Source organism: Streptomyces sp. AV19, from assembly GCF_015999245.1.
Classification (GTDB): domain Bacteria; phylum Actinomycetota; class Actinomycetes; order Streptomycetales; family Streptomycetaceae; genus Streptomyces.
The window spans coordinates 128500-150483 of record NZ_JAEAMR010000020.1 but is presented as its reverse complement, the minus strand read 5'-3'; the positions used below and the strand labels follow the sequence as shown (position 1 = coordinate 150483).

Genomic DNA, 21984 nt, shown 5'->3' with positions numbered 1-21984 from the left:
GTCCCGCCGTCCCGGCAGCCGCTCAGCGTGCGGTGTCGAGGATGACCCGGGCCACCAGCGCCGGGTCGTCGCTCATGGGGATGTGCCCGCAGCCGGGCAGCCGGACCAGCCGCGCGCCCGGGACGACCTTCTTGGCGCGGACGCCCTGCCGGGGCAGCAGCAGCCGGTCGCGGTCGCCCCAGGCGATGGTGACGGGCAGGCCGGCGACCTCGTGGGTGAAGAGCACGGAGCGGCCCGCCGCGAGGGTGGCCTCGAAGCCGGTCGCCTCGCGCAGCGCCATCGTCTCGGCGACCAGCGACTCGGGGGCACGCCGCGCGGGACGGGCGTAGACCCAGCAGCCCATCGCCGTGCGGCCGGCGGCCGTGGCGGCCAGCCGGGCCATCCGCTCCGGCGGCAGCCGGCGGGCGGTGGCCCGCATGCCGCGCAGGACGCCGAAGGCCCAGCGCCGCTCGGCCTCCGTCCAGAACCCGGCGGGGGAGAGGGCGGTGACGGTCCGTGCGAGCTTGTCCTGGCCCAGTTGCAGCGCGAGCAGGCCGCCGAGCGAGTTGCCCGCGATGTGCGGGCGGTCCAGCTCCAGCGCCTCGAAGCAGGCGCGCAGGGCCGAAACCGTGCTCGGCAGGTCGTAGGGGTGTCCGGCGGGCAGGGCGGGGGAGCGGCCGAAGCCGGGCAGGTCGAGGGCGATCACCTCGTGCTCGGCCGCGAGGATCTCCAGCACCGGGTCCCAGCCCTGGAGGTGGTGGCCGATGCCGTGCAGCAGCACGAGCGGCTCCCCCGCCCCGGTCCGCCGGTAGGCCACCTCTGCTCTGCGCCGCCCGGAGGGGGTGTCGACGGGGAAGGACACGGTCTGCACGTTCTCGGCTTTCTCGGTGCTCTCGGCTTTCTCGGCGCTCTCGGCCACGGTGCGGCTCCTGCTCGTCCTCGGAGGGCTTGAGGGCTTCCTCGGAAGGGTTCCTCGGAGTTCCTTGGACAGGATGTCAGCAATGGTTACCCGGGGGTAGACCCGGGAAGGGCTCGACGGGCCGCACTCCCCGCGCAACGGCGGGCGCCCGTCCGGGGGTTCCGTGCGCGGAGCCCCAACTCCCGGTCCGTGTACGGGAGTGCGTGTCCGCCGCGCGCCCTTCCGTGCTCCCCGCGCACCGGGTGCGTGCGCCAGGTGTACTGCATTGGTCTTGACCAAGTCCGCACACCGTCCTATGGTCACAGGCATACTGCAACAACCTTTAATAAAGAAGCGCGCGAAAAGCCTGCGGAGGATGAGGGTGGGGACGACGCAGCTGGAAACGGTGCCGGAACCGAAGTACTGGCACCTGAAGACGGTCCTCGGCGACGCGCTCGACTCGGAGTTCGCGGTGGGGGAGATCCTGCCCAACGAGCGTGAACTCGCGGCCCGTTTCGGGGTCGCCCGCGCCACGCTCCGCCAGGCGCTCGAGCAGCTCGAACTCGAAGGACGGCTCCAGCGCCGCCGCGGCGTCGGCACCACCGTCGCCCCGCCCCGCGTGGGCGTCGCCGTCGCCGACGCCGGGCACGCCCGGCCCGGCGGCGCCGAGGACGACTGGCAGCCGGTGGACGCCGGCCTCGCCGCCCCGCCCGCGGCCGTCGCCCTGCTCCTGGGCACCGCCCCCGACGAGGCCGTGCACACCGTGCGCCGCACCCGCAGCAGCCACGGCCGGCCCGTCGCCGCCGAGTCGTTGTACGTGCCGGTCTCCCGCGTCCCCGCCCTGGCGCCGCCCGCCACGGCGTCCGGCCCGGCCCGCGCCCGGGCCGTCCTGCGCGAGCTCCAGGGCCTGCGGCCGGCGAGCCCGGACCGCGCGGTCGAGCTGGGCTCGGCCCGCGCCGACGAGGCCAAGCAGCTGGAGCGGCTGCCCGGCTCGCCCGTCCTCCTGGTCACCACCCGCTACGTCGTGGACGGCGGCACCGCCGCCGTGGCCGTGGCCACCTACCGGGCCGACACCTGCCGGCTCACCTTCGGTGACGGCGACCCCGTGGGGCTGCCGGCGGCCTGACGGGCCGTCAAATACCGGGCGTCGTCCGCCGGTTCACCGCGAAGAGCTCCTCCTCGACGTGGTTCAGCGCCAGCCGCAGCGCCCCCGTCGCCACGGCGGAATCGCCCAGCAGCGACAGGGCGACCCGCGGCGGCCGCAGGCAGTAGCGCGCCAACTCGGTGCGCAGCGGCTCCAGGATGCCCGTCAGCCCGGCCGCCCAGCCGCCGACCACCACCAGCTCGGGATCGAGCGCCAGCACCAGCGCCGCCACGTCGTGCACCAGCCGTCGCAGGTAGCGGTCCACGGCGGCGCGCGCCGGCTCGGAGCCCTCCCTGGCCAGCGCGAACACCCGGACCACCTGGGCCTCGTCCAGCGGCTGCAACGGTACGTCGGTGGGGGAGAGCACCTCCTCCGGCGTGGCCTCCCGCCCCAGCAGGTGCAGCGCGCCGATCTCCCCGGCCGCGCCGCCGAACCCCCGGTGCAGCCGCCCGCCGATCAGCGAACCGGCGCCCGGGCTCAGGCCCGCCAGCACGAACACCATGTCGTCCGACTCCCGGGCCGCGCCCTTCCAGTGCTCCGCCACGGCGGCCGCGTTCGCGTCGTTCTCCACCAGGACCGGGCACGGGAACGAGCGGCGGAGCCGGTCGCCCAGTGGCAGCCCGGTCCAGCCGGGGAGGGCGGTGCCCAGCCGAATCGTTCCGTCGGCCTCCACGATGCCCGGGCTCGCCACGCCGACCGCGCGCAGCGCGTCGCGCGGCACGCCCGAGCGGCGCAGGACGTCCGCGACGGCGGTGCGCGCCTGTGCCAGACGCTCGTCCGCCGACGCCGTCTCGGCGACCTCCGCCGACGCCGCGCCGGTCACCCGGCCGCTGAGGTCGGCCAGCAGCACCGCGACCCGGTGCGCGCCGATCTCGATGCCCAGCAGGTGGCCGGCCTCCACCCGGAAGCGGAACCGGCGCGCCGGGCGTCCCTGGCGCCGTGCCGTGTTCTGCTCGGCGGCGGCCTCCTCGACGAGCCCGGACTCGATCAGGCCCTCGACCACGCCCTCGACGGTGGGCCGGGACAGGCCCGTGACCTTGACCAGGTCGGTGAGCGTGGGGGACGCGGGGGGCGCGGAGGCGCGCAGCGCGTGCAGGACCACGGCCGAATTGATCCGCCGCAGCAGGGACGGGTCCCCGCCGGTGAGCCGCCCCAACGTTGCCGCCTCCTCGTGCTTTTGCGTGGCTTTTGCCGCACCGGATCGTAGCCCGGGGGGTGCGGGGTGGGGGAGGGGGTTTGCCCCGGTCCCGCCCTTTCACCGTTTCTTCCGGGGCTGCGCCCCGGGCCCGCAACGCGGCTGTGCCGCGTTGACCGGGACTGCGCCCCTCGGCCGCGGTGGTGCGGGGGCTTCGCCCCCTGCGCCCCCACCGGGGCATGTGCCCCTGGACCTCTTTGCGGGGCTGCGCCCCCGCGCCCCGCTTCGGGGCTCCGCCCCGGACCCCGTTGTCGCGGCTCCGCCGCTCGTCCTCAAACGCCGGACAGGCTGAAGTGGCGCACCCCGGCTGGGCATCCCGCCCGAGCCGAACATCCTGCCCTAGCTGAACATCCATCCCGGGCCGGATCTCCATCCCGAGCTGAACATCCATCCCGGGCTGGACCTCCATCCCGGGCGGATCTCCATCCAGGGCCGGACCTCCTGCCCAGGTCGGACATCCGCCCGGGCTGAATATCCGGCCCGGGCGCGAAAACCAGCCCGTCCGGCGCTTGAGGACAGCGTCCGAAGGGCGCTTCGGGGGGTCAGGGGGCGAAGCCCCCGCCTACCGCGCGGAGCGCGGTTCCAGGGGTCCAGGGGGGCGAAGCCCCCGGTCAACGCGGCGAAGCCGCGTTACGGGCCCGAGGGGGCCCGGGGGGCTTGCCCCGGAAGAAATGGTGAAAGGGCGGGACCGGGGCAAACCCCCCTACTCGCCCGCCTCCGCCTCCGCCTCCGCCTCCGCCTCCGCCGCCACCCGCAGCCGCCCGAACTCCTCCGCCATCCTCCCGACCGACCAACCCGCGTTCAGCCCGCTCGGATTCGGCAGCGCCCAGATCCGCGTGCCGCCTATCGTCCGCTCCTGCGGCCCGATGCGGGCCCGCTTGTCGCCGAAGGCCACCCGGTACGCCGTCACCCCGGCGACCGCCAGCCAGCGCGGGCGCAGCCGTTCCACCTTCTCGACGAGGACGCGGCCGCCCTCGCGGAACTCCTCGTCGGTCAGCTCGTCCGCCCGGGCCGAGGCACGGGCCACCACGTTGGTGATGCCGAGGCCGTACTCCGGCAGGAGGCCCTGCTCCGAGGGGTGCAGCAGGCGCGGGGTGAAGCCCGAGGCGTGGAGCACGGGCCAGAAGCGGTTGCCGGGGCGGGCGAAGTGGTGGCCCGTCGCGGCCGTCATCAGACCGGGGTTGATGCCGCAAAAGAGGACCCGCAGGCCGTCCGCGACCACGTCGGGGACGAGACGGTCGCGGGCGGCCTCCAGTTCCTCAGGGGTCGGGCGGCGCGTCAGAGGATCGCCCCCGGCGTGTAACCGGCGGCCTCCGGACGGGACTTGACGATCTCCTCGATCCGGGCGGCCACGGAGGCGACCTGGTCGGCGGCGGCACCGGTGAAGGAGAGCTTGTCGGCCATCAGCGCGTCCAGCGCGGCACGGTCCAGCGGGATCCGCTCGTCGGCGGCCAGCTTGTTCAGCAGCTCGTTGCGCTCGGCGCCCTGCTCGCGCATGGCCAGCGCGGAGGCGACCGCGTGCTCCTTGATGGCCTCGTGCGCGACCTCGCGCCCGACGCCCGCGCGCACCGCGCCCATCAGCACCTTGGTGGTGGCGAGGAAGGGCAGGTAGCGGTCCAGCTCCCGGGCGACGACGGCCGGGAAGGCGCCGAACTCGTCCAGCACCGTCAGGAAGGTCTCCAGCAGGCCGTCGAGCGCGAAGAACGCGTCCGGCAGCGCCACGCGGCGCACGACCGAGCAGGAGACGTCGCCCTCGTTCCACTGGTCGCCCGCCAGCTCGCCGGTCATCGAGGCGTAGCCGCGCAGGATGACCATCAGGCCGTTGACGCGCTCGCAGGAGCGGGTGTTCATCTTGTGCGGCATGGCGGACGAACCGACCTGGCCGGGCTTGAAGCCCTCGGTCACCAGCTCGTGGCCGGCCATCAGCCGGACCGTCTTGGCCAGCGAGGACGGCGCGGCGGCCAGCTGCACCAGCGCGGTGACCACGTCGTAGTCCAGCGAGCGCGGGTAGACCTGGCCGACCGAGGTGAAGGCGTGGGCGAAGCCGAGGTGTTCGGCGATCCGCTGCTCCAGCTCGGCCAGCTTCGCGGCGTCGCCGCCGAGCAGGTCGAGCATGTCCTGGGCGGTGCCGACCGGGCCCTTGATCCCGCGCAGCGGGTAGCGGGCCAGCAGCTCCTCCACCCGGCCGTGGGCGACGAGGAGTTCGTCGGCCGTGGTCGCGAAGCGCTTGCCGAGCGTGGTGGCCTGGGCGGCGACGTTGTGCGAGCGGCCGGCCATGACCAGCTCGGCGTGGTCGGCGGCCAGCTTGCCCAGCCGGGCCAGGACGGCGACGACGCGGTCGCGGACCAGCTCCAGGGAGAGCCGGATCTGCAGCTGTTCGACGTTCTCGGTCAGGTCGCGGGAGGTCATGCCCTTGTGCACGTGCTCGTGCCCGGCCAGCGCGTTGAACTCCTCGATCCGCGCCTTCACGTCGTGGCGCGTGACCTTCTCGCGCTCGGCGATCGAGGCGAGGTCCACCCGGTCCAGCACCCGCTCGTAGTCGGCGAGGGCGGCGTCCGGCACCTCGATGCCCAGGTCCTTCTGGGCGCGGAGCACGGCGAGCCACAGCTTGCGCTCCAGGGTCACCTTGTACTCGGGGGACCACAGGACGGCCAGCTCGGTGGAGGCGTAGCGGCCGGCCAGGACGTTGGGGATACGAGGCTTTGCAGTCACGTGTCGGAAGTCTACTGGCGGTTCGCGCAGCTCCGTGCCGCGGTGCGGATCGTGCGTTCGTACGACACCGGTCTTCCTACGACACCGCCGGACGCCACCCGGTCACGCACCCCGGCGGGTCCGTCACCGGCGTGACGAAGAACGCCTCGCCCCGCTCGGCGCTGAAGTGGGCGCCCGCCCGGCCGTCCCCGGAGGACCGGCCGGTGAGCCGCCGGCCGATCCACGGGCCCAGGTGCTCGCGGGCGAAGCGCAGGTCCGAGCCGCGCCGGGCGGTCCAGCCGGGGCGCGCCGCCGGCGGCAGGGGTGCCCGCCAGTCGGACTCGGCGGGGTGGCCGAGCGCCTGCCAGACGGCCTCGGCCACCCGCCGGTGCCCCTCGGCGTTGAGGTGCAGGCGGTCCTCGGCCCACATCCGCGGGTCGCCCAGCGCCTCGGAGCCGAAGAGGTCGACGAGCACGGCGTCGTGCCGGCCGGCCAGTTCCTCGACGAAGCCGAAGAGCCGCTCCATCCGGGGCCGGACGCGCTCCAGCACCGGCCCGCGCCGGCCCGGGCTGCGCATCAGCACCAGCCGCCCGGACCCGGCCGCCAGCCGGTCCGCGGTCGCGGCCAGCCGGGCGCACACCAGGTCCACGTCGCAGTTGGGCCGCAGGACGTCGTTGAGCCCGCCCACCAGCGTCACCAGGTCCGCGCCCAGCGCCGCCGCGGGGGCCGCCTGTTCGTCGGCGATCTGCCCGATGAGCTTGCCGCGCACGGCCAGGTTGGCGTAGCGGAAGCCGGGCGTACGGGCGGCGAGCCGGGTCGCGAGCAGGTCGGCCCAGCCGCGGTACGAGCCGTCGGGCAGGCCGTCCGACATGCCCTCGGTGAAGGAGTCCCCGACCGCGACAAAACTGGTGTATGTGGCATTCATCGGCATGGCGCGGTGATCCTACTCCGGTCCTCCTGCTTCCGCCCGCCCGCTTCCGCCCGCCCGCTCCCGCCCGGCGAACGGCCCATGGCCCGGCTCACAGCCGCTGCCCGACCAGCCGGCGCAGCACGTCCTCCAGCGTGACCAGGCCCGTGAGCCGGTCGTCCGCCCCGACCACCGCCGCCAGGTGGGCGCCGGTGCCGCTCATCGCGGTGATGACGTCGTCGAGCGGGGTGTCGGCGCGGACCCGGGCGATGGGGCGCATGGAGTCCGTGGGGAAGGGGACGTCGCGCGGGCTCGCGTCGAGGGCGTCCTTGACGTGCAGGTAGCCGAGGATGCGGCCGGTGCCGTCGACGACGGGGAAGCGGGAGAAGCCCGAGCCGGCCGACAGCCGCTCCAGGCCCTCCGGGGTCACGCCGATGCGGGCCGAGACCACCCGGTCGACCGGCAGCACCACGTCCCCGACCGGGCGCTTGCCCAGCTCCAGCGCGTCGCGCAGCCGCTCCGTGGAGCGCTCGTCGAGCAGCCCGGCGGCGCTGGAGTCGGTCACCATCCGGGCCAGCTGGTCGTCCGAGAAGACCGCCGCCACCTCGTCCTTGGGCTCGACGCGCAGCAGCCGCAGCACGCCGTTGGCGAGCCGGTTGATCGTGAAGACCACCGGGCGCAGGGCGTGCGAGAGCGCGACCAGCGGCGGGCCGAGGAGGAGCGCGGTGCGCACCGGCTCGGCGAGCGCGATGTTCTTGGGCACCATCTCGCCGAAGAGCATGTGCAGATAGGTGGCCACGGCCAGCGCGAAGGCGAACGCGATCGCGTGGATGCCGCCGGACGGCACCCCGGCCGCGTGCAGCGCGGGCTCCAGCAGCGTGGCGAAGGCCGGTTCGGCGACGACGCCGAGGACCAGGGTGCACAGCGTGATCCCGAGCTGGGCCGCGGCCATCAGCGCCGAGATGTGCTCCAGGCCCCACAGCACCGAGCGGGCCCGCCGGTCGCCCCGCTCGGCGTACGGCTCGACCTGGTCGCGGCGCACGGAGATCAGGGCGAACTCGGCGCCGACGAAGAAGGCGTTGGCGACCAGGGTCGCCAGGCCGATCAGCAGCTGGACGGCGGTCATCGGCCGGCCTCCCCGCCGTCGGAGGTGCCGTTCGCGGGGGCCGTCAGCCGCACCCGGGCCGCGCGCCGCCCGGAGGCGTCGGTCACCTCGGCGCGCCAGCCCGCCACCTCCAGCACGTCCCCGGTGACGGGGATGCGGCCGAGGCCGGTGGCGATCAGGCCGGCGAGCGTCTCGTAGGGGCCCTCGGGCGCGCGCAGGCCGATGGCCTCCAGCTGGTCGTCGGTGCGGACGGCGCCGTCGGCGTCGTAGACCCGGCGGCCCGCGGCGTCGGTGCCGACGGGGGCCAGGCCGAGCCGTTCGGCCGGGTCGTGCTCGTCGCGGACCTCGCCGACGACCTCCTCGACGATGTCCTCCAGGGTCACCACGCCCGCGGTGCCGCCGTACTCGTCGATGACCACGGCCATGCTGCGCTTGGCGGACAGCCGGTCCAGCAGCCGGTCGACGGTCAGGGACTGGGGGACGAACAGGGGCTCGCGCAGCAGCGCGGTCACGGGCCGGTGCGGGCGTTCGCCGGCGGGTACGGCGATCACGTCCTTGATGTGGGCGACGCCCACCACGGCGTCCAGGCTGTGCCGGTAGACGGGGAAGCGGGACAGGCCGGTGGCCCGGGTGGCGTTGGCCACGTCCTCGGCGGTGGCCCGGGCCTCCAGGGCGGTGACCTGCACGCGCGGGGTCATCACATGGCCCGCGGTGAGGTCGGAGAGGTTGAGGGTGCGGACGAACAGTTCGGCGGTGTCCGCCTCCAGCGCCCCCTGCCGGGCGGAGTGCCGGGCGAGGGCGGCCAGCTCGCGGGGGCCGCGGGCGGTGGCCAGCTCCTCGGCGGGCTCCAGGCCCATGCGGCGTACCACGTGGTTGGCGGTGTTGTTCAGGTGCCGGATCAGCGGCCGGAACAGGTGGGAGAAGGCGCGCTGCGGACCGGCGACGGCGCGGGCCACCGGCAGGGGCCGGGAGATCGCCCAGTTCTTGGGCACCAGCTCGCCGACGACCATCAGCACCACGGTGGACAGCAGGGTGCCGAGAGCGAGGGCCACCGAGGACGCGACCCCGGCGGACAGGCCGACGGCCTCGACGGGTCCGGTGAGGAGCTTGGCCAGGGACGGCTTGGAGATCATGCCGATGACCAGGCCGGTGACGGTGATGCCGAGCTGGGCGCCGGACAGCTGGAAGGTCAGGCCGCGCACGGCCCGCAGCGCGCCGCGGGCGCGCCGGTCGCCGGCCTCGGCGGCGTTCTCCAGCTCGCCGCGCTCCACGGTGGTGAGCGAGAACTCGGCCGCGACGAAGACGGCGCAGGCCAGCGTCAGCAGCACGGTCAGTGCCAGCAGGAGCGCTTCGGTCATCGGGTGGTCACCTCCGTCCCATGGTCGTGCACGGGCCGCAGCGGCGCGCGGTGCCGACGGAGGGGGCTACTGGGAGGCTCGCCCATGGAGGACGCTCACACCTTTCGTTGTGGTCTGTACCCCGAGAGGCTGGGGCCGTCCATGGTAAAGGAAAGGCAAAGCAGTGGGCGTCCTCCGCCATGCGTCAGGTCCGTGGGTCAGGCCCCGCGCAGCTCCTCGATCACCGGGGCGAAGGCGTCCAGGGCCGGCTCCAGGACGGTGTAGTAGCTGAAGCCGTACCGCTCGCGGTGCGCGAGGAGCTGCTCGGCCATGTCCTTCGTCGTGCCGCTGAGGAGCGCGGGGTGGGACAGCAGCTCGTCGTCGGTGAGCCCCGGCGTGTCGGGGGCGAACCCGCGCGCCGCAGCGTGCCGGTCGGGACCGGGCGTCACGTGCTGGACGAGGTAGTTGAGCTCCACCGGGGCCGTGCGGTCCGCCGCGAAGGAGTGGTAGGCGGCGACGCGCTCGTCGAGCTCGTCCGGGGTGGTCAGGCGCAGGGCGCCGTCGGCGCCGACGATCCCGCCGGTGAAGGCCGCGATGTCCGCGTGCCGCGCGGACAGGCGCAGGACGCGGTTGCCGTTGCCGCCCAGCAGCAGGGGCGGCTGCGGGCTCTGCGCGGGACGCGGGGCGTGCTCCGGGTCGTCCAGCAGCCGCTTCAGCTCGGTGATCGTGCGCTCCAGACGGTCGACGCGCTCGCGCGGCGAGCCGAACGGCAGCCCCGCGGCGTCGTGTTCGGCCTTGACGTAACCGGTGCCGAGCCCCAGCTCCAGCCGGCCGCCGGTGAGCCGGTCGGTGGTGGCCACCTCGCGGGCCAGCAGCGCGGGGCTGTAGAACCCGGCGTTGAGGACGAACGTGCCCACGCGCGGGCGCTCCGTCGCCTCGGCCGCCGCCACCAGCGAGGGAAAAGGCGCCGGCATCCCCAGATGGTCCGGGACGAGAATGACGTCGTAGCCCAGGGCCTCGGCCCTGCGGCACTTCTGCCGCCATTCGGCGGCCGTGCCGATGTCCAGCATGTTGACGGCGAATCGGAACGGACGGGACACGCTTCCCCCTCGGATCTGGGTCCTGATCTCTCGATCTTTTTCGATCTTCGATCCGGAGGGTACCTCCGTTTTAGGCCGGACGGACAGCGACCCCTGTCACACAGGGCGAGGACGGCAGCCGTACCGGGCCCTCCGGCACCCGCAGCCGCCGCCACGTACCGAGGGCGAATCCGGCCGCCCGGATCGCGGTCAGCGGGTCGCGGGCCGTGTGGCAGCCGCCGAAGAGCACCGGCCACACGGTGCGGTCCAGCGCCCGCTGCACGGCCGGCAGCGCGCCGCCCTCGGCGATCCCGTGCTCGAAGAAACGCAGTTCGCCGCCCGGCCGCAGGACGCGCCGCAGCTCCGCGAGCGCCCTCGGGACGTCCCGCACGGAACACAGCACCAGCGACACCACGGCCGCGTCGAACGCCTCGCTCTTGACCGGCAGCGCCTCGGCCACCGCCGGGACGACGTCCACCGGAACGCCGCAGCGCACCGCGGCCTGCGCGGCTTGCCGGCGCAGCAGGCGCTCGGGCTCGATCGCCACCACCTCGGAGACGGCGTCCGGGTAGTACGGGAAGTTCAGGCCCTGCCCGGCCCCGATCTCGATCACCCGCCCGGACAGCCCGGCGAGCAGCTCTCTGCGGTGCGCCGCCGGCCCGGCCCTGCGGTCCAGGGCCGGGCCGGCCTTCAGGCAGAAGCGGGCGAAGAGGGGGTGGTGGACGGGGGAGGAGTGAAGTGGCATGGCGCGGGCCCCTTTCCGGGGGACGACGGCTACCGCGATTGTTCCCCTCCCGCGCTGTGCTCAGGCCCGCGCTGTGCTCAGGCCCGCGGCGAACGCCCGCGCGTCCCAGGTGCCGGCGAGCTCCGGGGCCAGCCAACTCGCCGCCCCGGCGCGGAAGTCCTCCGGGGCCAGGCTCCCCGCTCCCTCGGGCAGCGCGCCCAGCAGCGGGGCCTGCGCCGACTCCGGGAAGTCCGCCAGGTTGCAGCGCATCGCCAGGTCCGGCTCCGCCGGCCAGCTGCCGATCACCACGCCCGGGCTGCGCAGGCCGCGCGAACGGAGCGCCTCCGCGGTCAGGGCGGTCGCGTTGAGCGTGCCCAGGCCGGGGGCGGCGACGACCAGGACGGGCGCGTCCAGGAGGACGGCCGCGTCGGCGAGCGTGCCGCCCGCGTCGTCCATCCGCACGAGCAGGCCGCCGGCGCCCTCGACGAGCACCAGGTCGTGCTCCTTCGCCAGGCGGCTCGCCTCGTGGGCGATCTCCCGGGGGCGGACGGGGGCGCGGCCGGCGCGGCGGGCGGCGGTGGCGGGGGCCAAGGGCTCCGGGAAACGGGCGATTTCGACGGCGGTGACGGCGGGGCCGGCGAGGCGCCGCACTTCCGCGACGTCGCCCGGTTCGCCGGGGGCGACGCCGGTCTGGGCGGGTTTGAGGACGGCTACGGAGTGGCCTTGGGCGAGGGCTGCGGTGGCGATGGCGGCGGTGGTGATGGTTTTGCCGACTTCGGTGTTGGTGCCGGTGATGAGGAGGGTGGGCATGGGGGGTGGGTCCTTCCGTGGGTTGTCGGGTGTGCGGGGTGTGCGGGGTGTTGGGGAGGATGCCCCGGTCCCGCCCTTTCACCGTTTCCTCCGGGGCTCCGCCCCGGGGCCCGGGCGCGGCTCCGCCGCGCAGAGGCGGGGCTTCGCCCCCCTGGGCCCCTGAACCGCGCTCCGCGCGGTGGCGGGGCTCCGCCCCTGCACCCCGCCGGGGGCTTCGCCCCTGGGCCCCTTATCGCGGCTTCGCCGCTCGTCCTCAAACGCCGGACGGGCTGAAGTGCGCGCCCGGGCCCGATGTCCAGCGCGGGTCGAAAATCCAGCGCGGGCGCGAAATCCAGCCCGTCCGGCGTTCGAGGACAACCGCGCGGAGCGCGGTTTCGGGGGCCAGGGGGCGAAGCCCCCGGAAGCTGGGTCCAGGGGCGCAGCCCTGGTAGGGGTCCAGGGGGCGCAGCCCCCGGTCAACGCGGCGCAGCCGCGTTGCGGGTCCGGGGTGGAGCCCCGATGGGGGTGCAGGGGGCGGAGCCCCGCCACCGCGCGGAGCGCGGTTCAGAGGCCCGCGCGGCGGAGCCGCACGCCGGGCCCCGGGGCGGAGCCCCGGAGGAAACGGTGAAAGGGCGGGACCGGGGCACAACCCCCCCTACACCCCGGCCCCCGCCTCCACCGCCGCCCGCACCGCCCCGCAGATCCGCCCCACATCCCCGTCCCCCGTCACGAACGGCGGCATCGTGTACACGAGTTGGCCGAACGGCCGCAGCCACACCCCCTCCCGCACCGCCGCCTCCGTCGCCGCCGCCATGCCCGCCGCGTCCAGCGGGCGGTCCAGCTCGACCGCGCCGATCGCGCCGAGGACGCGCACGTCCCGTACGCCCGGCAGCGAGGCCGCCGGGGCCAGCCCCTCCCGCAGCCCGGCCTCGATCCGCTTCACCTCCGCCTGCCAGTCCTGGCCCAGCAGCAGGTCGATCGAGGCCAGCGCCACCGCCGCCGCGAGCGGGTTGCCCATGAACGTCGGGCCGTGCGCGAGCACCGGCACCTCCCCCCGGGAGATGCCCTCGGCCACCCGCGACGTGCACAACGCCGCCGCCATCGTCAGGTAGCCGCCCGTCAACGCCTTGCCCACGCACATCACATCGGGGGTCACCCCCGCGTGGTCCGCCGCGAACAGCGCGCCCGTCCGGCCAAAACCCGTGGCGATCTCGTCGAACACCAGCAACACGTCGTACTCGTCGCACAACCGCCGCAACAGCCGCAGGTAGGAGGGGGAGTGGAAGCGCATGCCCCCGGCGTTCTGCACCACCGGCTCCACGATCACCGCGGCCAGCTCATGGGCGTGACGCTCCAGCAGCTCCCGCAGGTGCGCCGCGTAGGCGGGGTCCTCCTCGGCGGTGAAACCGGCGGGCGGGGCGTCCGCGAAGACCTGTTCCGGCAGCACCCCGGCCCAGAGGGAGTGCATCCCGCCGTCCGGGTCGCAGACCGACATCGGGGTCCAGGTGTCCCCGTGATAGCCGCCGCGCCAGGTCATCAGCCGCCGCTTCTCCGGCCGGCCGGACGAACGCCAGTACTGCAGGCACATCTTGACGGCCACCTCGACCGACACCGAGCCGGAGTCGGCGAGGAAGACGTGCTCCAGCCCCTCGGGGGTGATCTCCACCAGCCGGGCGGCCAGCCGGACGGCCGGCTCGTGGGTCAGCCCGCCGAACATCACATGGCTCATCCGGTCCAGCTGCGCCCGCGCCGCCTCGTTGAGCACAGGGTGGTTGTAGCCGTGCAGCGCCGACCACCACGAGGCCATGCCGTCCACCAGCTCGCGCACGCCGTGGACCGGCTCGGCCAGCCGCAGCCGGACGCCGGAGGCCGACTCGACCACCAGCGGGTCGCGCCGGCCGGGCATCGGCCCGTACGGATGCCACACGTGCTGCCGGTCGAGTTCCAACAGCCGCTCCACGCCCAGGGGTTCACGCATTGGGCGGCAGGTCCGTTCCCGCGCCCCGGCGGCGCACGGCGACCAGGTCGGTACGGGCCGCGGCGGGCGCGTCGGCCTCCGCCGCGGCCCCGGCCGGAGCCGCGTCCCCGCACGGGCCGCCGCAGCCGCCCCCGCGCCGGTGCTCCGGCAGCGTGCTCGTCTCCACGCCCTCGACCTCGAAGCCCGCGTCGGTGATCATGTCGAGGTCGGCCCGCCCCTCCTGGCCCTCACTGGTCAGGTAGTCGCCCAGGAAGATGGAGTTGGCCAGGTGCAGCGCGAGCGGCTGGAGCGAGCGCAGATGGATCTCGCGGCCGCCGGCCAGCCGCACCTCCGCGTCGGGGTGGACGAAGCGGACCATCGCCAGGATGCGCAGCGCGCGCTGCGGAGTGAGGTTCCACTCCTTGGCCAGCGGCGTCCCCTCGAAGGGGATGAGGAAGTTCACCGGCACCGAGTCCACGTCCAGTTCGCGCAGCGCGAAGACCACGTCGACCAGGTCCTCGTCGGACTCGCCCATGCCGGCGATCAGCCCGGAGCAGGCGGACATGCCCGCCTCCTGGGTGCGCCGCACGGTGTCCACGCGGTCCTGGTAGGTGTGGGTGGTGGTGATGTCCGCGTACGTGGCCTCGGAGGTGTTGAGGTTGTTGCTGTACGCGTACACCCCCGCGTCGCGCAGCCGCTCGGCCTGGCCGTCGGAGAGCAGGCCCAGGCAGGCGCAGACCTCCACGTCGGTGTTCTGCTCCTTGATCGCCTCGATGGTGCGCGCGACCCGGTCGATGTCCCGGTCCGTCGGACCGCGTCCGCTGGCGACCAGGCAGACCCGCTTCGCACCGCCCGCGACCCCCGCGGAGGCCGCCCTGGAGGCGTCCTCCGGCTTGAGCCAGGTGTACTTGAGGATCCCGGTGTCGGAACCGAGCCGCTGCGAGCAGTACGAGCAGTCCTCGGGGCAGAGGCCGGACTTGAGGTTGACCAGGTAGTTGAGCTTGACCCGCCGCCCGAACCACTGGCGGCGCACCTTCCCGGCCGCGGCCACCACATCGAGCAGGGCGTCGTCGGAGGTCGCCAGCACGGCCAGCGCCTCTTCGCGGGTCGGCAGCTCGCGCCGCAGCCCCTTGTCCACCAACGTGTTCAACAGGTCCATGGCCCATGATCCTCGCTCACCCGGCCACCCTTGGCCAAGGTGGGGATCTCACAACACCGGCCCGGTGACGTGGGTGGATCACGACATGCTGTTCAGGGGCCCGAAAAGGCTAGTTTGGGGGCAGGCTGTCCGTGCCGTACCGGAGGGACCCGTGCACGGATTTATGCGAACCCCACAGTTCGTCCTGCCAACGACCCCTGACAGGAACCGGAACGGCCGATGCCCCACGACGCGGTGCCCCACGACGCGGTTTTCCCATCCAGCTCGACATCCAGCTCGACCTTCGACTGGCTCGACGAGCAGCACCGGCTGCGCCGCGAGGCCGGGCTCGTCCGGACGCTGCGCCCCCGCCCCGAGCCCCGCGCCGGAGAGCCGGCCCCGCTCGACCTGGCGGGCAACGACTACCTGGGGCTCTCCCGCCACCTGGAAGTCACCCGCGCCGCCGCCGACGCCGCGCGCCTCTGGGGCGCCGGGTCCACCGGTTCGCGCCTGGTCTCCGGCAGCACCGCGCTGCACGCCCGGCTGGAGGAGGCCCTGGCCGAGTTCTGCGGGTTCGAGGCCGCCCTCGTGTTCTCCTCCGGCTACGCCGCCAACCTCGCCGCCGTCACCGCCCTCGCCCCGCCCCCCGAATCCACCGGTGCCCGCGGCCTGCTGGTTTGCGACGAGGGCAACCACGCCTCGCTGATCGACGGCTGCCGCCTCGCGCGTGCCGGCCGGGCCGTCGTCCCGCACTCCGCCCCCGAGGCGGTCGGCAAGGCACTGGCCGCCCACCAGGGGCGGGCGCTCATGGTGACCGACTCGGTCTTCTCCGTGGACGGCGACGCGGCCCCGCTCGCCGCTCTCGCCCGGCAGTGCCGCCGCCACGGCGCCGGGCTCCTGGTGGACGACGCGCACGGGCTCGGCGTCCTGGGCGACGGCGGGCGCGGCGCCCCGTACGCCGCCGGACTCGCCGGTGCCCCCGACGTCGTCACCACCGTCACCCTCTCGAAGTCCCTCGGCGCCCAGGGCGGTGTGGTGCTCGGCCCCGCCCGGGTGATCGGCCATCTCGTCAGCAGTGCCCGGACGTTCATTTTCGACACCGGCCTCGCCCCCGCCGCAACCGCCGCCGCGCTCACGGCCCTGGAGGTGCTGCGTCGCGAACCCGGGCGCGCGGCACGGGTCCGCGCCGTGGCCGCCCGGCTGCACACCCGGCTGACCGCTGCGGGCCTCACGGCGGTCCGTCCCGACGCGGCCGTCGTCTCGGTGCGGGCGCCCTCGCCCCGGGCGGCGGTGCGCTGGCAGGCCGACTGCCGGGCGGCGGGCGTCGAAGTGGGCTGCTTCCGGCCGCCGTCGGTACCGGACGGCGTCTCGCGGCTGCGGCTGACCGCCCGCGCGGACCTCACGGACGAGCAGGTGGAACGGGCCGCGGACATCGTGGTGGAGACGGCCGTGACCGCCGGACTCGTCAACTCCACCTGAGCACTCGTCAACTCCCCCTGGGCGAGGGGAAGAAGCTCAACTCCTGCGGCACGAGGGCGTGAAGCCGTCCCCGCGGAGGCGGGCGACGAACGGGCACCAGGCCCCGGGCGGCAGCAACAGCGCCGGTCCGGCCGCCCGCTTGGAGTCCCGCACCGCCAGCAGGTCCGGGCCCAGCGCGGTCGCCTCGACGCAGTTGTTCATCCCCGTGCTGTGACTGCTGCGCCGCCACCGGGCGCGACACGAAGCCGGACGAGAGGGTGCGGACCGCGGCGGTGCGGACATGATGCCTCCCTGCGCGTCACTGCGTGCCGTGGTGGATCCCCGCGATGTATTCCAGGGACTTCTCCTGCGGGAGGGCGTGCGCCCGGAGCATGGCGAACGCGGAGGCGTACGCCCGGAGGTCTTCTTTCCGCTCCAGGTAGAGGCTACTCGTCAAGTGGTCGAGCACCACCACGTCCAGATCGGCGATGCGCGGAAAGGAGAAGATGACGAAGGGGCCGGTGATGCCGATGTGGTTGCCCCGGGAGAAGGGGAGAACGTGCAGCCGCACGTTCGGCAGCGCCGCCGTTTCCAGCAGGTGGCTCAGCTGCCCCGCCATCACCTCGGGGCTGCCCACCTCGTGACGGAGCACCGCCTCGTCCAGGATCGCGCACAACTCCAGGGGTTTTCGGGGCTTCTCGCGATGGAGCACCGCCTGCCGGGCCATGCGCACCCGGACCAGTTCGTCGACCTGGTGCGCGGGCGGGTCGGCGAGCGCGGCCCGGGTCACCGCGCGCGCGTACTCCGGCGTCTGCAACAGGCCCGGCACCACGGTGGTCTCCAGGGTGCGCGAGCGCGAGGCCTCCGACTCCAGGCTGATGAAGTCCAGGTAGGCGGAGGGCAGCAGGTCCCGGTAGGCGTACCACCAGCCGCGCCGCGCCCCCGTCCGGCCGTCCCCCGGCTCCGCGGAGTCCGCGCCGCACAACGCGCCGAGCAACGCCCGCAGTTCGGGATCCGAGACGCGGTAGGCGTCCAGCAGCCGGGCCACGTCGGCGGGTTTGGCACCACTGCTGCCCGTCTCGATCCGGCTCACCTTCGACTGGTGCCAGCCGACCACGTCGGCGGCCTGCCTGCTGGTCATTCCGGTCAGTTCGCGCTGGCGGCGCAGCTCGGCGCCGAGCTTGCGGCGGCGCACCGCGGGTCCGTACCGCATCGGCCGCCCCTCCCCTCGTCCAGGGCCCGCGGGAGCCGTCCGTGCCCACGGGAGCCGTCCGTGTCCACGGGAGTCAATAGACCATGGCGCCGACCGCGGGCGGTCTCCCGTCGCAGAGTTCACCGCTTTGAGCGACAGATATATGCATATCTCGGTCGATGGTTCCCATCCCGGTCGTTATCAGTGGCACCCTGTCGGGCAGAGCCGCCGGGCTCCTTCCGTGAACGGCCCGGGCGGGAAAGGGACAGCGCCATGGCAGACCACCAGGAAGCATCCGTCACTCTGCCGAGCGCCCCCGCCTCGGTCGCCACTGCCCGCCGCCACGTCACGTCCGTGCTCGCGGAATGGGGGCTGCCGGAAGGCACCGACGAGGCCGAAGCGGTGCGGCTGATCGTCTCCGAACTCGCCACCAACGCCGTGCTGCACACCCGCGGCCAGTCGCCCGTCTTCACCGTGGACCTGTTCCTGGAACGGGACGAGGAACTGCGCATCGGGGTCACCGACAGCCACTTCCGCTACCCCCGGCGGCTGCCGGCGGCCGTCCAGCAGGACAACGGACGGGGGTTGGTGATCGTCCGCTGGCTCGCCGCCGAGCGCGGCGGCCGGCTCTGCGTCACGCCGACCGCGGACGGCGGCAAGACGGTGTGGATCCGCCTGCCGTGGACCGTGCCCGTGCTGTGAGCGGGCGCGCCGAGGCCCGGGCGGCGCGGGACTCCGCACCGCCCGGCGGACGCTCCCCTCGGGGCGCGCCGTCGGCGCCGTCACTTCACCCGGCCGTACCAGACTTTGTTCGTCCAGATCCGCTCGTAGCGGACGACGGAACCGGTCTTGGGGGCGTGCAGGATCTTGCCGTTCCCCGCGTATATCCCGACGTGGTAGACACCCCGCCCCGAGTGGAAGAACACCAGGTCACCGCGCTCGCGCGCCGAACGGGGAATGTGGTGGCTGCGGTTGTACTGGGCAGCGGCCGTGCGGGGCAGCTGCTTGCCGGCCCGCTTGAAGGAGTAGAGGGTCAGGCCCGAGCAGTCGAAGCTGGACGGGCCCGTCGCGCCCCATCGATAGGGCGAGCCCTGCTTGGATGCGGCGATCTGCAGGGCCCTGACCGAGACGGACGCCGCTTCCGCCTTGGAGGTTCCGCCCGGCGTCAGCACCGTGACGCCGACGGCGGCGAGGGTCAGGGCCGACGCGGCCTTGGCTTTGGACAGCCTTGCGGGACGTTTGTGCGCGCCCATGTCGCATACCCTTCGTCAGCCGCCTGTGAAGGATTGCCTGTCGGGTTCGGGCAGGCGAAGAATGCCCGGCCGCCGGTCGGCGGCTTCACCCCAAGGGCCGGCTCCGGGGAGCCGTCCCGTCGTGCTCGGGTCCTCCATCCCTGCCGATCACTCCCTGAGTCGACCCGTCGTCCCGGCGGCGGCAGGGTTCGGCGTCCGCCCGGACCGCCCCGCCGTGTGGCGGGGTCTTGTCGTCCCGAGGATCTTGGCGCAGCGGCGGCGCCGAAGCCGAGCGGAACTCGCGCTATGTGAGCCTCGTCACCTCTGGGCAATTCAGGTGGACGCGCGGCGATTTGACCCTCATAGGCCGCCCGGGCTGAGTCCGCCACCTGCGCCGGTTACCGATCACTCGCGCGCCGCGTGCGCGTTCCGCGCAGAGTGATCACTGCGCGGTGTCCACGATCGCGTCCGCCGTCTGACGGAATCCAAGTGAAAAGCGTTTCCGTTCCTCAACTCGCGGACGGCGGCGGCAACATCAGCCGTGCGGCGCGCCGCTCCCCGTCCAGAACGCGCATCGCACGCGCCATTGTCCCCGCGTACACCTCCCGTTCACCTCGCTCGAACATGACGGTCAACGCGTCCCGCAGGCCGGTGGCCGCGACCACCAGAGCCTGCGCGGCTCGTAGTCCGCCGTACGTGTCGCGCCCGCGGGCGGGATTGATCCGGCCGAGGAGATCCAGTACCTCCAGATACCGGTCCAGCAACTCGCCCTCGGCGCGCGTCAGCCCGGGCAGCGGCGGGAGTTCGGGCAGCACCGCAGGTCACCGCCAGTCCGGGACACGGTGGTCGACGATCCGGTCGGCCAGCCCGTAGGCGACCGCACCGGCCGCGTCGAGGACGGTCTCCCGCTCGGTGTCCGCCAGCACCTGCTCGGTGCTCCGTCCCGTGTACCGGGCCAGCAGCTCCGCCTGGAGGTCCCGCTGCCGCAGCAACTCCTCGGCGTGCAGCGCCAGATCGGAGGGCTGGCCCCGCACCGGCTCGGGCAGCCCGGGCGGGCCGACGACCACCCGCGCGTGCGGCAGCACCGACCGCTTGCCCGGCGTACCGGCCGCCAGCAGCAGCGCGGCCGCCGTCCCTGCCTGGCCCAGGCAGACCGTCTCGATGTCGCAGTCGATGTAGCGCATCGTGTCGTGCACGGCACACAGGGCGGCGAAGGAGCCGCCGGGGGAGTTGAGGTAGAGCGCGATGTCCTGACCGGGCCCCGCGTGCTCCAACTGCATCAGCTGGGCGATGACATCGGTGGCGGCGGTGTCGTCGACCGCCGTCCCCAGCATGACGATCCGCCCCTCCAGGAGTTTGGAGTAGGGGTCGAGGGTGCGGTGGCCGTAACTGGTGCGCTCGGTGAACTCGGGGAGGGTGTGTCGGGCGGTGGCGTGGAGGTTCAAGGGGTGCTCCTCACGTGCGGGTCCGATCATGCGGTCCGAAGCCGTCTCGGTCCGTCCGAAGCCGTCTTGGTCCGAAGCTGTCTGTAAAAAATGTACAGGACGTACATCCCGTTAGAATGGGGAGCATGACCTACGAGATTCCTGTGACGCAAGCCCGGGCGGAGCTCGCGGACCTGATCAACCGCGTCGTCTACGGCGGCGAGCGGGTCGTCGTCACGCGCCACGGGAAGCCGCTGGTCGCCCTGGTGTCCGCTGCTGACCTGCAGCGACTGGAGGAGGACGGGGCCGCGGAGGGCGAGACGGTGATCAGCACGGTCTCGACGGCCCGTCCCCTGTCGTCCGCTCCCGGCGAACCCCGGCGCTTCGGCATCGCGGCGGAGCACCGGGAACGGCACTGACGGCGCCCGCGGCCTCCGGCGCACGGGTGGACGCGCCGGCGGTCCGCGCGCACGCCGGGCGGGGCGACCGGATCGGCGTGCAAGTGCGCCGAGCGCGTCGGGGCGGTCGTGGCGGGGCCGGCGTGCGGCGCGCGGCTTCCCGAGGGGCGGCGCCCGGCCGGCCGCGAAGTGCCCCGCCGCGCGTGACGTGTTGTGGGCCGCGGCCGGGCCCGAGCGGGTCGGGGCGATCGTGAGGATCGTCGATCCGGCGCCGCCCGACGGGGTGCGGGAGTGGGTAGCGGGGGCCGCGTAGGCGGGGGTCCGTAGGCGGATCCCTCTTCGTCCTGTCCTCTCGTCCGAGAGAGAGATCACTGTCGTAACTCTTGTGTTGGCATGAGCATGTCGTCATCGTGTTGCCTGGCACTCACCCCCCATTCACCGAGTGCCGGCAACCTGATGCGACATCAGCCATCCCACCCACCAGGAGAGTTGCGCATGCGTGTCTACGCGCGTCGAATATCCATGGCCGCCGGCCTCACCGCCCTCGTCGGCACGGTCGTCCTCACCGGACCCACCGCCCAGGCCGCGCCGCCCGCCCCGGTGGACGCCGCCACCGCCCGCGCCTACGCCGAGGCGCTGACCGTCCAGGCCGAGGGGTCCCTCGACGGGTACAGCCGGACCCAGTTCCCGCACTGGATCACGCAGCACGGGGCGTGCAACACACGAGAGGTCGTCCTCCAGCGCGACGGCCAGGACATCGAGCAGGACGAGAAGTGCGCGGCCGTCTCCGGCACGTGGAAGTCGCCCTACGACGGCGCCACTTGGGAGGACGCCTCCGACATCGACATCGACCACGTCGTCCCCCTCGCCGAGGCGTGGCGCTCGGGCGCCAACAAGTGGACCAAGGCCGACCGCCAGAAGTTCGCCAACGACCTGAGCCGCTCGCAGCTCATCGCCGTCACCGACCGCGTCAACCAGGCGAAGGGCGACAAGGATCCGGCGAAGTGGATGCCGCCGCTGAAAGGTTACGCCTGTACCTACGCGCGCATGTGGGTCACGGTCAAGCACGACTACAAGCTGAGCGCCGACACGGCGGAGAAGGACAAGCTCGTCGACATCCTGGCCGGCTGCTGACGGGGTCTGGGCGCGGACCCCGCCCGGCTGGTTGCCGACGGGGTCCGCACCCGCGAACGGCCGCAAGACCGTCCCACCGGCCAGTGCCGCTGTGCGTTCCCGGGCCGGCCGAAGCCCCCCAAGCCGCCCCCGTGCGCAGCCGCATCGCCCGCCGCCAGGACAAACGGCCTGCCGACCGCTGACCTCCCGGTCCCGTGACGGGT

Annotated in this window: 22 protein-coding genes and 1 riboswitch; of the genes, 5 read left to right on the top strand and 17 right to left on the bottom strand. The window is 73.9% G+C overall.

All coding sequences use genetic code 11. From position 1 onward, the window contains the following. Positions 1-22: 22 nt before the first annotated feature. Positions 23-898: an alpha/beta fold hydrolase gene (locus I5Q34_RS27575; RefSeq protein WP_277965739.1), complete on the bottom strand. Its 876-nt coding sequence runs from the start codon at positions 896-898 to the stop codon at positions 23-25. 361 nt (positions 899-1259) lie between these two features. Between I5Q34_RS27575 and I5Q34_RS27570 the strand changes: the two genes are divergently transcribed. After that, entirely contained in the window at positions 1260-2003 is a 744-nt protein-coding gene (locus tag I5Q34_RS27570; protein ID WP_199895147.1) for a GntR family transcriptional regulator, read from the top strand. A gap of 7 nt (positions 2004-2010) precedes the next feature. Here I5Q34_RS27570 and I5Q34_RS27565 read toward each other — a convergent pair whose 3' ends face one another. From I5Q34_RS27565 to bioB, 11 genes are all read right to left on the bottom strand, one after another. Beyond that, a complete protein-coding gene (locus tag I5Q34_RS27565; protein ID WP_199895146.1) occupies positions 2011-3177 on the bottom strand; it encodes an ROK family protein in 1167 nt (388 codons plus the stop codon). A 742-nt stretch (positions 3178-3919) separates the two neighbouring features. Then, positions 3920-4498 carry a G/U mismatch-specific DNA glycosylase gene (gene mug / locus I5Q34_RS27560; RefSeq protein WP_199895244.1) on the bottom strand — a complete coding sequence of 193 codons (579 nt, stop codon included), beginning with the start codon at positions 4496-4498 and terminating at the stop codon, positions 3920-3922. Continuing rightward, the gene (purB, locus tag I5Q34_RS27555) at positions 4495-5928 is read right to left on the bottom strand and encodes an adenylosuccinate lyase (protein ID WP_199895145.1); all 1434 of its coding nucleotides are present in this window, start codon (positions 5926-5928) and stop codon (positions 4495-4497) included. Before purB ends, mug begins: the two co-directional genes overlap by 4 nt. A gap of 76 nt (positions 5929-6004) precedes the next feature. Beyond that, positions 6005-6838: an SGNH/GDSL hydrolase family protein gene (locus tag I5Q34_RS27550; protein ID WP_199895144.1), complete on the bottom strand. Its 834-nt coding sequence runs from the start codon at positions 6836-6838 to the stop codon at positions 6005-6007. A gap of 88 nt (positions 6839-6926) precedes the next feature. Continuing rightward, entirely contained in the window at positions 6927-7940 is a 1014-nt protein-coding gene (locus tag I5Q34_RS27545; RefSeq protein ID WP_199895143.1) for a hemolysin family protein, read from the bottom strand. Beyond that, a complete protein-coding gene (locus I5Q34_RS27540; protein ID WP_199895142.1) occupies positions 7937-9277 on the bottom strand; it encodes a hemolysin family protein in 1341 nt (446 codons plus the stop codon). The genes I5Q34_RS27545 and I5Q34_RS27540 overlap by 4 nt, the downstream gene beginning before the upstream one ends. A gap of 197 nt (positions 9278-9474) precedes the next feature. Next, complete coding sequence (locus I5Q34_RS27535) at positions 9475-10356, bottom strand: LLM class F420-dependent oxidoreductase (RefSeq protein ID WP_199895141.1); 882 nt, start codon at positions 10354-10356, stop codon at positions 9475-9477. 70 nt (positions 10357-10426) lie between these two features. Beyond that, the gene (locus I5Q34_RS27530) at positions 10427-11080 is read right to left on the bottom strand and encodes a class I SAM-dependent methyltransferase (protein ID WP_199895140.1); all 654 of its coding nucleotides are present in this window, start codon (positions 11078-11080) and stop codon (positions 10427-10429) included. Between the two features lie 60 nt (positions 11081-11140). Next, entirely contained in the window at positions 11141-11869 is a 729-nt protein-coding gene (bioD, locus tag I5Q34_RS27525) for a dethiobiotin synthase (protein ID WP_199895139.1), read from the bottom strand. 634 nt (positions 11870-12503) lie between these two features. Further along, complete coding sequence (locus I5Q34_RS27520; RefSeq protein ID WP_199895138.1) at positions 12504-13826, bottom strand: adenosylmethionine--8-amino-7-oxononanoate transaminase; 1323 nt, start codon at positions 13824-13826, stop codon at positions 12504-12506. Further along, positions 13819-14964 carry a biotin synthase BioB gene (gene bioB, locus I5Q34_RS27515; protein ID WP_199895137.1) on the bottom strand — a complete coding sequence of 382 codons (1146 nt, stop codon included), beginning with the start codon at positions 14962-14964 and terminating at the stop codon, positions 13819-13821. Before bioB ends, I5Q34_RS27520 begins: the two co-directional genes overlap by 8 nt. A gap of 219 nt (positions 14965-15183) precedes the next feature. On the opposite strand from bioB, the gene I5Q34_RS27510 reads away from it, so the two are divergent. Next, the gene (locus I5Q34_RS27510; protein ID WP_199895136.1) at positions 15184-16422 is read left to right on the top strand and encodes an 8-amino-7-oxononanoate synthase; all 1239 of its coding nucleotides are present in this window, start codon (positions 15184-15186) and stop codon (positions 16420-16422) included. A 36-nt stretch (positions 16423-16458) separates the two neighbouring features. Here the strand turns inward: I5Q34_RS27510 and I5Q34_RS27505 are convergent, their stop codons facing one another. Then, complete coding sequence (locus I5Q34_RS27505; RefSeq protein WP_199895135.1) at positions 16459-16704, bottom strand: DUF397 domain-containing protein; 246 nt, start codon at positions 16702-16704, stop codon at positions 16459-16461. 16 nt (positions 16705-16720) lie between these two features. Continuing rightward, positions 16721-17614: a helix-turn-helix transcriptional regulator gene (locus I5Q34_RS27500; protein ID WP_199895134.1), complete on the bottom strand. Its 894-nt coding sequence runs from the start codon at positions 17612-17614 to the stop codon at positions 16721-16723. A 252-nt stretch (positions 17615-17866) separates the two neighbouring features. On the opposite strand from I5Q34_RS27500, the gene I5Q34_RS27495 reads away from it, so the two are divergent. Further along, positions 17867-18295, top strand: a complete 429-nt coding sequence (locus tag I5Q34_RS27495) for an ATP-binding protein (protein ID WP_199895133.1) — start codon at positions 17867-17869, stop codon at positions 18293-18295. A gap of 80 nt (positions 18296-18375) precedes the next feature. On the opposite strand, the gene I5Q34_RS27490 is transcribed toward I5Q34_RS27495, so the two are convergent. From I5Q34_RS27490 to I5Q34_RS27480, 3 genes are all read right to left on the bottom strand, one after another. Continuing rightward, on the bottom strand, positions 18376-18846 hold the full coding sequence (locus tag I5Q34_RS27490) for a C40 family peptidase (RefSeq protein WP_199895132.1): 471 nt from the start codon (positions 18844-18846) through the stop codon (positions 18376-18378). Between the two features lie 5 nt (positions 18847-18851). Further along, positions 18852-19050, bottom strand: a riboswitch (cyclic di-AMP (ydaO/yuaA leader). 284 nt (positions 19051-19334) lie between these two features. Continuing rightward, entirely contained in the window at positions 19335-19640 is a 306-nt protein-coding gene (locus tag I5Q34_RS27485; protein ID WP_199895131.1) for a hypothetical protein, read from the bottom strand. A 6-nt stretch (positions 19641-19646) separates the two neighbouring features. Beyond that, on the bottom strand, positions 19647-20270 hold the full coding sequence (locus tag I5Q34_RS27480; protein WP_234429621.1) for an ATP-dependent Clp protease proteolytic subunit: 624 nt from the start codon (positions 20268-20270) through the stop codon (positions 19647-19649). 125 nt (positions 20271-20395) lie between these two features. On the opposite strand from I5Q34_RS27480, the gene I5Q34_RS27475 reads away from it, so the two are divergent. Both I5Q34_RS27475 and I5Q34_RS27470 read left to right on the top strand, forming a co-directional pair. Then, positions 20396-20668 (top strand): type II toxin-antitoxin system Phd/YefM family antitoxin, encoded by a 273-nt coding sequence (locus I5Q34_RS27475; protein ID WP_199895129.1) that lies wholly within the window; start codon positions 20396-20398, stop codon positions 20666-20668. A 474-nt stretch (positions 20669-21142) separates the two neighbouring features. Next, the gene (locus tag I5Q34_RS27470; protein ID WP_199895128.1) at positions 21143-21781 is read left to right on the top strand and encodes an HNH endonuclease family protein; all 639 of its coding nucleotides are present in this window, start codon (positions 21143-21145) and stop codon (positions 21779-21781) included. Positions 21782-21984 lie beyond the last annotated feature (203 nt).